The 13,920-nt window shown below is 61.6% G+C and carries 12 protein-coding genes; 1 reads left to right on the top strand and 11 read right to left on the bottom strand.

Annotated features, from left to right (window positions below; translation table 11 throughout):
* Positions 1-5: 5 nt before the first annotated feature.
* The 11 genes from ACU0FH_RS12895 to ACU0FH_RS12845 form a co-directional block, all read right to left on the bottom strand.
* Complete coding sequence (locus tag ACU0FH_RS12895; protein ID WP_238369413.1) at positions 6-410, bottom strand: globin domain-containing protein; 405 nt, start codon at positions 408-410, stop codon at positions 6-8.
* A gap of 68 nt (positions 411-478) precedes the next feature.
* The gene (locus tag ACU0FH_RS12890; RefSeq protein WP_446195026.1) at positions 479-2,155 is read right to left on the bottom strand and encodes an ABC transporter ATP-binding protein; all 1,677 of its coding nucleotides are present in this window, start codon (positions 2,153-2,155) and stop codon (positions 479-481) included.
* A gap of 5 nt (positions 2,156-2,160) precedes the next feature.
* Positions 2,161-3,243 (bottom strand): ABC transporter permease, encoded by a 1,083-nt coding sequence (locus tag ACU0FH_RS12885; RefSeq protein ID WP_446195025.1) that lies wholly within the window; start codon positions 3,241-3,243, stop codon positions 2,161-2,163.
* Positions 3,244-3,330: 87 nt separating this feature from the next.
* Positions 3,331-4,683 (bottom strand): CmpA/NrtA family ABC transporter substrate-binding protein, encoded by a 1,353-nt coding sequence (locus ACU0FH_RS12880; protein WP_446195605.1) that lies wholly within the window; start codon positions 4,681-4,683, stop codon positions 3,331-3,333.
* Positions 4,684-4,952: 269 nt separating this feature from the next.
* Positions 4,953-6,116: a CmpA/NrtA family ABC transporter substrate-binding protein gene (locus ACU0FH_RS12875; RefSeq protein ID WP_446195024.1), complete on the bottom strand. Its 1,164-nt coding sequence runs from the start codon at positions 6,114-6,116 to the stop codon at positions 4,953-4,955.
* On the bottom strand, positions 6,113-6,697 hold the full coding sequence (locus ACU0FH_RS12870; protein ID WP_238369418.1) for an ANTAR domain-containing response regulator: 585 nt from the start codon (positions 6,695-6,697) through the stop codon (positions 6,113-6,115). Before ACU0FH_RS12870 ends, ACU0FH_RS12875 begins: the two co-directional genes overlap by 4 nt.
* A 143-nt stretch (positions 6,698-6,840) precedes the next feature.
* Positions 6,841-7,410 (bottom strand): PqiC family protein, encoded by a 570-nt coding sequence (locus ACU0FH_RS12865; protein WP_446195023.1) that lies wholly within the window; start codon positions 7,408-7,410, stop codon positions 6,841-6,843.
* Positions 7,411-7,414: 4 nt separating this feature from the next.
* Positions 7,415-9,502: an MlaD family protein gene (locus ACU0FH_RS12860; RefSeq protein WP_446195022.1), complete on the bottom strand. Its 2,088-nt coding sequence runs from the start codon at positions 9,500-9,502 to the stop codon at positions 7,415-7,417.
* The gene (locus tag ACU0FH_RS12855; protein ID WP_446195604.1) at positions 9,499-10,134 is read right to left on the bottom strand and encodes a paraquat-inducible protein A; all 636 of its coding nucleotides are present in this window, start codon (positions 10,132-10,134) and stop codon (positions 9,499-9,501) included. Before ACU0FH_RS12855 ends, ACU0FH_RS12860 begins: the two co-directional genes overlap by 4 nt.
* Entirely contained in the window at positions 10,101-10,790 is a 690-nt protein-coding gene (locus ACU0FH_RS12850) for a paraquat-inducible protein A (protein ID WP_446195021.1), read from the bottom strand. The genes ACU0FH_RS12855 and ACU0FH_RS12850 overlap by 34 nt, the downstream gene beginning before the upstream one ends.
* Before the next feature lie 57 nt (positions 10,791-10,847).
* Complete coding sequence (locus ACU0FH_RS12845; RefSeq protein WP_446195602.1) at positions 10,848-11,435, bottom strand: exopolysaccharide biosynthesis protein; 588 nt, start codon at positions 11,433-11,435, stop codon at positions 10,848-10,850.
* A 178-nt stretch (positions 11,436-11,613) separates the two neighbouring features.
* Here ACU0FH_RS12845 and ACU0FH_RS12840 point away from each other — a divergent pair, with 178 nt between their 5' ends.
* Positions 11,614-13,917 carry a molybdopterin guanine dinucleotide-containing S/N-oxide reductase gene (locus tag ACU0FH_RS12840; protein WP_446195020.1) on the top strand — a complete coding sequence of 768 codons (2,304 nt, stop codon included), beginning with the start codon at positions 11,614-11,616 and terminating at the stop codon, positions 13,915-13,917.
* The last annotated feature ends 3 nt before the right edge of the window (positions 13,918-13,920 follow it).

Here is a 13,920-nt window from a genome sequence, read left to right as displayed (position 1 = left end):
AGCTACTAGGGCAGTTCCGCGACCATCAGATCCGAGATATTCTGATAGGCCTTGGCCCAGGCATCGTGTTCCTTGCGTGTCATTTTCCCGGCGGATTGCTCCTCCAGCGCGTAGAGAAGTGCCGCGCCGACCACAGGCAGATGCACGGAAACCGCACCGTAGCCGACGTGCCGTCGCGCCATGCTGGCCACGGCCAGTTCCAGTTTGTCCGGCTGGTTCAGGTGCTTGACGATAAACGCCAGCGTATCCGCCAGTTTTTCCCGCTGCGCGCGCATATCCTCGGGGAAGAGATCCCGCACTTCGGGTGCCAGATCGAAAAGCTTGTCGTAGAAGGATTTGGCGACGCTGTGCTTGACCGGGTAGACGCGTGCAAAATTCGCTTGCAAAGCCTTGATCTCGTCGGGGGTCATGTGCGCGCTCCAGCCGTGACGGCGCGAGCAAACACCCAAATTGTTGAGAAAGCGTTAGGGTCATCAACTTACTCCGCTGCAATCGAAGCCGGTTTCGGCTTTGGCGTGGCGCCATGTTCATATTCCTCAAGGAAATCGAGCACTTCCTTGCGGTAACGGTAGTAATCCGGGTGCGCGAGCAGGGCGCCACGGGTCCGGGGACGGGGAAGATCGACATCGACGATCCGGCCGATGGTGGCATGCGGGCCGTTGGTCATCATGACCACGCGGTCGGCCAGCAGGATCGCTTCGTCCACGTCATGGGTCACGCAGATCGCGGTGACCTTGGTGCGGGACCAGACCTCCATCAGCACCTCCTGCAGCTCCCATCGGGTGAGGCTGTCGAGCATGCCGAAAGGTTCGTCGAGCAGCAGCAGTTTCGGCGAGAGCGCGAAGGCCCGCGCGATGCCGACGCGCTGTTTCATGCCGTTCGACATCGATGCCGCATTGGCGTCCATCGCATCGCCAAGCCCCACCCGTTCGAGGTAGTATTCGACCACATCCTGACGTTCGGCCTGACTGGCCTTGGGATAAACCTTGTCCACGCCGATGGCGACGTTCTCCTTGGCGGTGAGCCATGGAAAAAGGTTCGGCGACTGGAACACCACGGCGCGTTCGGGATCGGCGCCTTCGACATGGCGGCCATCAAGCTTGATCGCGCCTTTCGAGATCGCGTTCAGACCGGCGGCCATGGTCAACACGGTGGACTTCCCGCAGCCGGAATGGCCGATCAGCGAGATGAATTCGCCGCGATTGACCTTGAGATCGAAATTCTCGACCACGGTGAGCGGCCCCTTGGGCGTTGGATAGACCTTGTGAAGCTGCGAGAAGTCTAGGAAGCGGTCCTCGATCAGACCCTCCTGCGCCTCGGCCACCGCGGCGGGAATCCCGTGTATCGGCGTGACATTCGGCAGTTGCCGCGTGCCTTCGACCTTGGCCTCGATGCCCACGTCCATCAGGTACCTCGTGACCCGGGCGCGCAGCGCCTTGAAGCTCGCGTCGTCATTCATGTCATGACGGTCGCGGGGGCGCGGGATTTTCACCTCGACCGGATCGGCCAGCGTGCCATCGGGATTGAGCGGCACGATGCGATCGGCCAGCAGGATCGCTTCGTCCACGTCATTGGTGATCAGGATGCAGGTCTTTTTATCCTGTTCCCAGATATGCAGGATCTCGTCGGCGAGGTTGGCGCGGGTCAGCGCATCGAGCGCCGAGAGCGGTTCGTCGAGCAGCAGAACCTCGGGGTTCATGGCCAGCGCCCGGGCAACCGCGACGCGCTGGCGCATACCGCCCGAAAGCTCGGACGGGCGGCGGTGCATCGCGTGGCTGAGGCCGACCATCTGCACGTAATGGGCCACCTTGTCGGCGCGCTCTTTCTTGGAGAGCTTTGGAAACACCGCATCGACCGCCAGAGCGACATTGCCCGCGACCGTGAGCCAGGGCATCAGCGAGTAGCTTTGAAAGACCAGCCCGCGTTCCGGCCCCGGTTCGGTGATCGGCTTGCCTTTGAAGGTGACAGTGCCGGTATCGGGTTTCTGCAGGCCCGCGATCATGTTCATCAGGGTGGATTTCCCAGTGCCGGAAAATCCGAGGATGGCGAGGAATTCGCCCTCGCGGACATCGAGGGTGATGTCGCGGAGGACTTCGACACGGTTGGTGCCTTCGCCGAAGCCCTTGGAGACGTTGTTGAAGCTGAGGATGCTCATACCGCTCACCGCTGTGCCGAGTAGGTAAAGGCGGACTGGATCGCGTACATGACCCGGTCGAGCAGGAAGCCGATGATGCCGATGGTAAAGACGGCGACCATGATCTTGGCCAGCGATTGCGACGAGCCGTTCTGGAATTCATCCCAGACGAATTTGCCAAGGCCGGGGTTCTGGGCGAGCATTTCGGCGGCGATCAGCACCATCCAGCCCACACCAAGGGACAGGCGCAGCCCGGTAAAGATCAGCGGCAGGGCCGAGGGCAGGACCAGCTTGGTGATCTTGGTCCAGGTGTTCATCTTGAGCACCTTGGAGACGTTGACCAGATCCTTGTCAATCGAGGCCACGCCCAGCGCGGTGTTGATCAGCGTCGGCCAGAGCGAGCAGAGCGTCACGGTGATGGCCGAGACCAGAAAGGATTTGGTGAACCAGCCGTCATTGGTGACGTAGACCGCCGAGACAACCATCGTCACGATGGGCAGCCATGCCAGCGGCGAGACCGGTTTGAAAATCTGGATCAGCGGGTTGATGGCCGCGTTCGCAGTGGCGCTGAGACCGGCGAGGATGCCAAGCGGGATGGCGATGAGGGCGGCGATCAGGAAGCCAAAGAACACGGTTTTTATCGAGGTCCAGATCTGCTGATAATAGGTCGGGTTGCCGGTGTAGGTGCGAAACTTGACGCGATCTTCCTTGCCCGCCTCGATCAGTTTGGCGTTGCGTTCGTCCTGACGGGTGTAGAAAGCGGCCTCTTTCTTGCGCTCGCGGATCGCGTCCTCGTTCAGGTTTACCGCCTGCTCCCAGACTTGGGCTGGGCCGGGAATGGCACCAAGCGAGGTTTGGACAGTGGGCGCGAGGGCCGACCATGCGGCGAGGAAAAGCACGATGGCCAGAAGCGGTACACCAAGCAGGCGCCAGACTTCGGCGGCCTGGGCCCGCGGGTTGTCACCGGCGGCGGCCTTGAGAATCGGCGTCATCCAGGAAAGACCAAGCACCTGGAACCAGGTATCGGCCTTGTTGATGCGGGTGAAGGTGCGGGCCCGACGGGCCTCGCGTGCTTCGTCATGCAATGCTTGCGGGTCAATGGCGGTCATGGATCCAAGTCCTTGTGGGTCGGAGACTGGCGGGATTGGCGGGCTGGCGGTGGCCCCTGCATGATGCGCGCAGGGGCCGTGTCGGGCTTAGCCTTCGACCTGGTTGCCGACGACTTTCTGGTCGCCCTTCAGACCGATCGGCAGGCTGTCGAGATAGGCGTTGGGCTGACGGCCGTCGTAGGGAATACCGTCGATCACGTCCTCGGCCGGGGTCGGTGCCTTGAAGCCATCGCTGTCCCATGGGAAGTCGGCTTCAGCCGCGAGGCCCTCATCCACCAGCATGCGCGCGGCTTCGAGATAGATCGCGGGCTTGTAGACGCTGGCGGCGGTGTCGAAATACCACTGGTCGGATTTCGCTTCGGAAATCTGGCCCCAGCGGCGCATCTGGGTGAGGTACCAGATCGCGTCCGAATAGAAGGGATAGGTCGCGTTGTAGCGGAAGAACACGTTGAAATCCGGGACTTCGCGGGTGTCGCCCTTTTCGTATTCAAAGGTGCCGGTCATCGAGTTCGCGATCACCTCTTCATCCGCGCCGACATATTCTGAGCGGGACAGGATCTCGACCGCTTCGGCGCGGTTGGCGTTGTCGTTTTCATCGAGCCAGATCGCGGCGCGGATCAGCGCCTTGGTCACGGCGAGCGCGGTCTGCGGGTTTTCCTCGACGAAGTCGGCGGACATGCCGAAGACCTTTTCGGGGTTGTTCTTCCAGAGTTCATAATCGGTGATGACCGGTACGCCGATGCCCTTGAACACGGCCTGCTGGTTCCACGGTTCACCCACGCAATAGCCATAGATCGTGCCGGCCTCCATCGTGGCGGGCATCTGCGGCGGCGGCGTCACCGACAGCATCACGTCGGCACCGATCTGGCCGGTAATGTTGTCATCCGAATAATAGCCGGGCTCAAGACCGCCCGCTGCCAGCCAGTAGCGGAGTTCGTAATTGTGGGTCGAAACCGGAAAAACCATGCCCATGTTGAAGGGCTTGCCCTGATCCTTGTAGCTTTCGACCACCGGCTTGAGCGCGGCGGCGGAGATCGGGTGCTGAGGGCGGCCATCTTCCATGGTCGGGACGTTCGGCTTCATCTGGTCCCAGATTTCATTGGAAACGGTGATGCCGTTGCCATTCAGGTCCATTGAGAAAGGCGTTACGATATGCGCCTCGGTGCCGTAACCGATGGTGGCGGCGAGCGGCTGACCGGCCAGCATATGTGCCCCGTCAAGCGTACCGTCGATCACCCCGTCTAGCAGCACTTTCCAGTTGGCCTGAGCGACCAGCGTGACAAACAGACCCTCGTCCTCGAAGTAGCCGTTTTCATAGGCCACGGCGAGCGGTGCCATGTCGGTCAATTTGATAAAGCCAAATGTGAGCTCGTCCTTTTCGACGTCCAGCATCTCGGCCGAGGCACTGCCCGCGATCACAAAGCTCGCTGCGACGGCCATTCCAAAAACGTTTTTCATGCGGTTCATCCCGTTGATAGAAAACAAAAAAAGCCGTACGATTTGACCACGCGCAGATGCGGTGAAATTCAAATCGAGCGGCTTTGCTCTTATTTTGGTGAGACCCCCATCATCGGGGGAAGGTCAGAAGCAGCGGTGCTTCGTTAAACCTAAATTGAAGAGTCCGGTTCAAAACGCAACAGGTTTTTGAAAAAACCGCGCCAAGGATGCTGCGACGCAGCTTTCTGCACGTTTTCTAGACAGAAAATCGCTTAAAAGTCGAAAATCTGACCATCGAAAAAGGCATCCGCCGCCAGAATCATATGGCCGTGGCGCGAGGCGACGGCGGTGCGATTCCGCATCGCGCCCTCGACCTTGGCCGAGGCGCCGGGCAGGTCGACCCCTGCCCCGCCGAGGTGCTGGCGATAGAGATCGGGGCGGAAAACCGACTGGCCCTCGGCGATGGTTTGCTTCGGATCAAGCCCATGAATGCGGGCGATCTGGGCGGAAATCCACGCCGCCTGACTACGCCACGGAAAGGTCGCGGCGCCGCGCTGGAACTTGAGGAAACCGGGCACCGATTGCGCGGGCACGCCGGGCCGTGTCACGATATTGCCGGAGAGCGCGCGGTCGATGGCCTCATCCGGCAGGTCGAGATGTTCGCTGCGCGACAGGATTTCACAAGCCAACGGCTGGTTGTCGGGCGTGTCGAGCCAGTCGGCAGCGCGATAGATCGCCCGCATCAGCCGCCCGGTAACGTCAGGATGTTCCTCGACCCAGTCATGGCGCAGGCCCAGCACCTTTTCCGGCGAAACAGCCCAGATCGCACAGCCCGGCAGGATCAACTCTCCTGCACCGCGGTCGACGGCGACCGAGCCCCAGGGTTCGCCGACCACGAACATGTCGAGTTCCCCCTGCCCGACCTTGTCGGCCATCAGCGGTGGCGGGGTGGTGATGATCTCAAACTCGGGCACGCCGGTGTCGATGCCCGCGAACCAGTATTCGAACAGCAGCCGATGCATCGAAAAGGGAAATGGCACGCCGACCCTAAGCGGTCCCATGGCGGCGGACATCAGATGCGCGGCGGTGCCGAGCGGGTCCTGAAAGATGCCTGACCAGCCATTGGCCCGCATCCGCGCCGCAAGATCGGATGACACGCCGAAAACATCGCCATTGACCGACAGCACCATCGGCGCATCGATCCGGCATTTCACGCCGCTGAGGCCCAGCGTCATGGCAATCGGCATGGGCGAAAGCATATGCGCCGCGTCCAGATGCCCAAGCGCAAGAAGATCGCGCAGCGCCGCCCATGAGGGCTGCCGCAGCAGGTTCAGCTCAAGCCCTTCGTCCGACGCGAATTTCAGTTCGCGCGCGATGATCAGCGGCGCGGAATCCACCAGCGGCACGTAGCCGCAATTCAGATGACGCTTGCTCATTCCAGCATGTCCGCCGCAGTGACCAGCGCCTCGGCCACGTCGATCAGCTTACGCCCCTTGTCCATCGCCGTCTTGCGCAAGAGGTTATAGGCGTCTTCCTCGTTCAGACCGCGCGCGCGCATCAGCACACCCTTGGCCCGGTCGATGGTCTTGCGGTCGGCCAGCGCCTGTTTCGCCGCGTCAAGTTCCGTGCGCATCTGGCTCATGACCTGAAATCGCGCGATGGCGGTCTTGAGCACCGGCTTGATCCGGTCGGCCTGCATGTTACCGACCACATAGGCGCTGAGCCCGGCGGCCATCGCGGCCTTGGTCATGTCATCGTCGGATTGATCCACAAACATTGCCACCGGCCGCCGCTTTGCATCCGACGCGGCGCTGACCTGTTCCAGCAAGTCACGGCTGGGATTGGCGAGGTCGATGAGAACCAGATCGGGATCGGTTTCCGACAGGCCCTGGCTAAGCCCGCCGGTATTGGCCAGCACGGTGACATTGGCCCAGCCGCCTTCCCGCAAGGCCTGCGAGATTTCCTCTGCGCGCGACGCATCCGGTTCAACGACCAGAATCTTGAGGTTCATGTTCATGGTATCGTTCTAGATGCCGCAGCGCGGCAAGAATAGCTGGCTCACGCAGGGAAAGCGCGGCCCGGGGCAGAAACCGGAACTGCATCGCGGCGCAAGCCGGATTTTTAAGCGAAACAGCAGCAGTTCATCAAAGCCAGCGCGGCTCAGCCACCCATACGGCGCAGTATCTGCATGGACAGGGTTTGCAAGGCCCGCCCGGTGGCATCGGCGATGGCCCCTGCCCCGGTGCCGCTGATCGGCTGGACGATGTCGAACCGGCTGATGCGTTCACGCACGACGAGATCGGGCGAGCCGATCGCGAATTGCCCGGTCAGCCGGAAGGTCCCGTCGGTCTGAGCCACCATCTGTTCAACGCGGACTTCGACGCGGGCATGGGGCGGTTCGGTGAGCGGCCATGGTTCGGTCATCGCCGCCGCGTTCGACCCTGTATCGAGATTGCGCGCGAGCATCAGGGTAAAGCCGCGTACCGGGTTATCGGCCCAGATCGCGTTGGCGACGGGGCGCAGCGCGCCATCCTCGGATTGCACCATGATCTCGGCCGAAGACACGTAATCCGGCAACGTCACGTCGCGCACCTCGATGGTCGAGAGCGGCACCCGCACCTGCTGCGTCGGGGCCGGTGTGTCGATCAGGTAGCGCCCCGATGTCGCGCCGCAGCCTGCTAGGACGGCGATGGCGGCTAGGGAGACGAGGCTTTTTCTGAGACGGGTCATCAGGTCACTTTCCGAACAAAAGGGAATTGGGGCTGCGCTCAATTTCGCGGGCGAGCGAATTGACAGTGCGCGCGGCGGCGCTGATTTCGCGCAGCATGGTCAGGGTTTCGCGGTTGAAATCCGACCGATCGCCATAGGCAGCGATCAGGCGTTCCGAGCGTGCCAGAAGCGCATCGAGCCGCTGGGTGAGTGCCGGCAGATCGGCAGTGGCTGTTTCCAGTGACTCGGCCGCCCCTTGTGCGGAGGCGAGCGCCGAATTGGCGTTTTCGACCGCACCGCCTTCGCGCAGGTCGGCAAGGATTGTGCGCACCTCATCAAGCGCGGCGCTGACCGAGCTGGGCAGGTTGCGCGCCTGTTCCGTGTCGATCAGGCGGTCGGCACTGTCGAGGAAACCGGTGGCGGCATTCATGACCTCGTCGGCAGGAAGCCCCTGCACCTTGGCGCTAAGCGCGCGCAGATCCTCGATCAGCGGGGGCAGGCTATCCGAGGTGGCGGTGACGCTGGCCAGCGTGGCATCCGCGTTTTCCAGCGTGTTTACAAGCTGTGCAATCGCCCCCTGTCGGTTGATTTCTGCAACGGTGCTGCGCAGTTCTTCGATGGTGCCGCGCAGCTCGCCCGGGATCGCCTGCGTATCCTCGCCACCGATGAAATTACGCGCATCGCCCAAGAGCGCCGTGATCTGTTCCGGCACCGCACGGGTGGCCTCATCGCTTGCGACCGCCTGAATACTGGCAAGGGTGTTGGTGGCCTGCGCGATCAGCTCTTCGATCTTGAGGCTGTTGACCCGCTTCATCACCCCTTCGAGGGTGGCGTTGATATCCTGGAAATCTGTCGGGACACTGGGGATTTTCGGAAAAGGCTCAGCGTCCAGATCCAGCGCCGCTTCCCCCGCATCCTCGATTTCAACAAGTTCGACGATCAGTGATGAGGAAAGCAGGTTGGCCCGTTGCAAGCGGGCACGAACCCCGTTCGCGACGGCGGAACCGATAAAGTCATAAACGTCGTCGGCTGTAGCTTCGGCATCAAGGCCCATCAGCTGCGGATCGATCCGAAGCGTCACCATCTGCTGCACCTGAAGATCACGCCCGGTGTCGTTCATGAAGGCGGCGATGGTTTCGATCTCACCGATCTTGAGACCTTCGTAGAGCACCGATGCACCGGGGGCGAGGCCCGAGACCCCGTCCTCGAATACGGTCGACATGCGCACCGTGTTGGTCGAAACGCGCGCAAAGGCGTTTTCACGGGCCGTTGCCTCGTCAGGGTAGAGTTCGTAATCCTGCCCGGGTTCAATCGCCTCGCCGCCCGAAAAGAAGGTGTTGAAGGCAATCCCCCCGCTGATCAGTGCCGCAAAACTACCCACGTCGAGTTTCAGCCCATCGGCGCCGAAAGAGACCTGAAAACCGGAGGTGTCCCAGAAGCGGGTCGCGGTGGTCAAGTATCTGTCATGGGGCGACTCGATAAAGGCGTCGACCGTCACCACCGAACCGTTCTCGCTAAGCTGCGGGCTTTCGGTGCGCCCGACCTGCACACCGCGATAGAAGACGGGCGATCCTGCGGACATGATGTTTCCATCCGCCGTACGCAGGGTCACGCGGGTGCCTTTTTCGTTATTGTCGATCAACGGGCGACTTTCGAGACCGGTGAACCGGGTCTGCTTTTCGCCGGGTGTGCCGTCCCAGTTGCCCTCGATGTAAACGCCCGACAACACGGTCGACAGGCCGCTGACCCCTTCGGCGGTGACTTCGGGACGGACCACCCAGAATTGCGAATCGGCATCCATGAACGGAGCGACGGCCTTTTCGACCCTCGCCGAAACGATCACCTTGGACAGGTCAGACGAGAAGTTGACCGCATCGACCGTGCCGATAACCACGTCGCGGTAACGCAGGGTGGTTTCACCCGCCGCGACGCCAGAGGCGTTTTCGAATTCGATATGTATCAACTCGCCCTGATCGCTGTAGCTGCGCCACGCGATGAAGAGCGTGACGGCAAGCGCCAGCAGAGGAAATAGCCAGACCATGGAAATATTCCGCCAAGGCGGCGGCTTGCCGTGGTTGACCTTCATCGTTGCGGGGCTTGGGGTATCGGTCATTCAGTTGCGGCCTCTTCCGCGTCCCATATCATTCTGGGGTCAAAGCTTTGGGCAGATAGCATGGTAAAGACAACCGACAAAGCGAAGGAGATCGCCGCGATTCCCGGATGGATGTTGGCGACAAAGTTGAACTGCACCAGCGAAGACAGGATAGCCACCACAAAGACGTCAATCATCGACCATCGGCCGATGAATTCGACCACTTCGTAAAGAACCTGGCGGCCATGGTCGGACATGGTCGCGCGGTGGCGCACGCTGTAGGCGAGATAGGCGATGGCGATAAACTTGCCGACCGGGATCATGATCGAGGCGAAGAACACCACCCCCGCAACGAAGTAGGAATGATGGTCGATCAGTTCGATCACGCCGCCGAGGATCGTGTTCTTGTATTCCGTGCCCAACGTATTGGTGATGAGCATCGGGTAGAGGTTGGCCGGGAAATAGATGATCAACCCGGCGATCCACCACGCCCAGACCCGTTGCAGGCTGGTGGTGTCGCGGCTTGAAAGATGCGCACCACAACGTTCGCAGCGCTCGACGCCCTGCACATGCACGCGACCGCAGCCGGTGCAGGCGACAAGCCCGGCCTGTCGGGCGGTCAGGAGCGGCGTTGGGTTTCCAGCGTTTTCCAAATCGTCAACTTGCACATGAATGTATCTTTGATGGTGGTCACCAGCACCAGCGCCACCAGCGCCCAGAAGGCAGGGCCAACCGAGACTGTCGCCATCCCGGCGATCTTGACCAGCGCTACGGCGACCCCGACGATAAAGATCTCGGCCATCGACCATGGCCGCAGGGTCTGGGCGAGCCGAAAGGCACGTGCCGCGTGGGAACGCGCCGGACGGTCGAAGATCAGCGGGCCGATGGCATATATGATCGCCATGAGCCGCACCGCCGGCAGCACCACGACGAAAGCAGCGACCGCGAAGGTCAGCGGCAGCAGCATGCCATCGGAAAAGGCCATGATCGCATCAAGCACCGAGCTGTGCTGTTCAAGCCCAGAGGCGCTCAGGTCGAGAAAGGGAAAGAAAACCACGGCGATCATCAGGATCAGCGCGGTCACCGCCAGTACCACGATCCGCGTCATCGCTCCGCCCTTCGGAGCCATCAGGATCTCGTTGCAGCGCATGCATCTTGCGCGCGCACCTTCAGGCACGTCCTGCAAGTGATGCAGCGTGTCACAGTTCGGGCAGGCAACAAGTTCGGACGGATCGAGCCGCGTCTCGGTCACGGAGTATCTCTCATGCAGGCAGTTTATCCTTGGATCGAACCGGTTACCAGCCGACATAGGGCGCCGCCGCAGTTGGGAAAGCCGTGCATATCGATTGCAGGCACCGGGACCGATCTACATGACAACAAAGTATCCGATCGAACCGACCGTGCCGAGAAACAGAAAAGCGAGCAGACAATAAAGCCCATCCCGCACCAGCAGGCCCAGTGCAAAGAGAACCACGGCCGAGCCAAGCAGCGAGGAACTGAACGGCACGAGTTCCAGAAGAGGCATCACCGCACCGCAAACAAGGCAGGCGGTTTCGGTTACCCAACGGGCGGGACGACGCACCAAAAGGCGTAACCTCTTGCGCGAATGGCGATCGAGAAAGGCAGCCGGCCGCTCCATTTTTTCGGTGGCCGTGCGCAACTTATCCGAAGGGATGCGTTGCTTCATCAGCCATTGTGGCAGCCATAGATGGTCCCGGTTGAACAGCATCTGGATCGAGACGATCGCGATCAGCAGGCCGCAAATGCTCGAAAACAGCGGTATGCCCGAGAGCGGGGTAACCACAGCCAGGGCGGGTGCCATCAGCACCGGCACGAACGACGCTTCGCCCAGCGACTTTATCGCTTCCTGAAGCGATGTTTTTTCGCCCGTGGCCGCATTGCGCAGCGAATCCACGATATCGCTCACCGAACCTGGCCCAGTTGCCTCTGGCATCGCGCCCGTCTGATCAAAACTTGTTGACATGCGTGGATAACGCCGCCTTTTTCATCTGGTTCCCGCCATTAGCGGGCTATTCGGGCCGACGGCGTAAATTCCCGGCTGCGCGCCATTCAAGCTGGGCCAGTCCGGTGATAGAGATGCTTAAAGCCGCCAGAATTCAAGGATCAAGAGCGTGAACGACCTGAAACGCGACCTGCTGACCACAAGCCATTGGGGTGCTTACCGTATCGACCGCGAGGGCGGGCGCGTGACCGGCTTGCGCGCTTTCGAGGAAGACAGTGATCCCTCGCCCATCGGGCAGGGCATCGTCGACGTGCTGGATGCGCCGACCCGGATTTCGCAGCCGATGATCCGGAAAAGCTGGCTAGAGGGTGGTCCGGGCACCGCCGGAGACCAACGTGGCAAAGAGGCCTTTGTGCCTGTCAGCTGGGCCGAGGCAAGCCGTCTGGTGGCGGGAGAGCTTGACCGGGTGCGCCGCGAACACGGCAATCAGGGAATCTATGCCGGGTCCTATGGCTGGGCCAGCGCCGGACGATTCCACCATGCGCAAAGCCAGATGAAACGCTTCCTGAACTGCATCGGTGGGTTCACCCGCTCGGTGAACACATACAGTTATGCCGCCGCCGAAGTGATCGTGCCGCATGTGCTGGGCAGTTTCTTTGACCATCTGGCCCGGACCACAAGCTGGGAGTCCATCGCGGAGAACTGCGAGCTGTTCGTGGCCTTTGGCGGCGTGCCGTTGAAGAACGGGCAGATCTCCCAAGGTGGACTGGGCAATCACGTCCAGAAAGCTGGCGTTCTGAAAGCGCATGAGAACGGCGTTGCCTTCGTGAATATCTCGCCGCTGCGTTCGGACATAATGGAGGATGCGGACGCGGAGTGGCTGACGCCCCGTCCCTCTACCGATGCCGCGCTGATGCTGGGGCTTGCGGGGGTGCTGCTTGAGGAAGGCCTGCACGACGCGAACTTTCTTGATCGCTACACGGTCGGGTTTAAGCAGCTTGCCGATTACCTGCGAGGCGAAGAGGACGGCATCGTCAAGAATGCCGACTGGGCGGCCGGTATCTGCGCCCTGCCCGCCGACAAAATCCGAGAACTTGCCCGGACGATGGCCGCGAAACGCACGATGATCTCGGTAAGCTGGTCGCTGACCCGACAGGATCACGGCGAGCAACCCTATTGGGCCTCCATCGCGTTGGCGTCGATGCTGGGTCAGATGGGCCAGCCCGGCACCGGTATCGGTTTTGGCTATTCGGCGATGAACTATCTTGGCGCGACCCGGCGCGAGGTCGACTATGCCGCTTTTCCGCAGGGTCAGAACGGGGTGAGCGATTTCATCCCCGTCGCACGGGTGACCGATATGCTTGAAAACCCCGGCGCAGCTTACGACTACAACGGCCAGCGCCGCACCTATCCCGATATCAAGCTGGTGTGGTGGTCGGGCGGCAACCCGTTTCACCATCATCAGGACCTGAACAGGATGCGGCGCGCCTGGGCGCGGCCTGAAACGATCATCGCGAACGAATGGTGCTGGAACGCGCTGGCAAAACACGCAGATATCGTGCTGCCCTGCACCACGACGATGGAACGCTCGGACATCGCTCTGACCTCGCGCGATCCCTACCAGATGGTGATGGACCGGGTGATGGAACCGGTCGGACAGGCGCGCGACGACCATGACATCTTTCGCGGTATCGCGGCGGAGATGGGCGTCGAGGAGGCCTTTACCGAGAACCGCAGCCCCGAGGAATGGCAGCGCTGGATCTATGACGTGTCGCGCCAGCAGGCAGCGCGCAGCGGGGTCGAGATGCCAAGCTGGGATACTTTCCAACGCGACGGCTGGTTCCGAGTCCCGCCGCCGGAAAAGCCAACGGTGATGATGGATGAATTTTACGCCGATCCCGAGGCAAATCCGCTAAAGACGCCCAGCGGCAAGATCGAACTGTTTTCCGAGAGGATTGCCGGGTTTGCCTATGACGATTGCCCCGGCCACCCGTCGTGGATGGAGCCGCGAGAATGGCTGGGATCGGCCCCCGAAGGCGCTTTGCACATGATTTCCAACCAGCCGCGCACCAAGCTGCATTCGCAACTGGACCATGGCTCGGTCAGCCGCGCGGATCGTATCCAGGGGCGCGAACCGGTGCTGATGAACCCGGAGGACGCAAAAACGCGGGGGTTGAGCGAAGGCCAGATCCTGCGGGTCTATAACGCGCGGGGCGCCTGCCTTGCGGGGCTACGGATCAGCGACGAGATCATGCCCGGTGTCATCCAGATCAGCACCGGCGCGTGGTACGATCCCGATGGCGATACCTGCCGTCATGGCAACCCGAATGCGGTGACGCTCGACAAGGGCACGTCGCGCCTTGCGCAGGGACCGACCGCGCATTCCTGCCTTGTGATGGTCGAAGCCTTTGACGGCCCCCTGCCCGACACGCAGGCCCATGTGCCGCCGGAAATCCTGCCCGCGCGGGGCTGAGGA

The organism is Heliomarina sp. (assembly GCF_052826185.1).
Note: the sequence above shows the minus strand (reverse complement) of the source record. Positions and strands in the feature narration are given on the sequence as shown.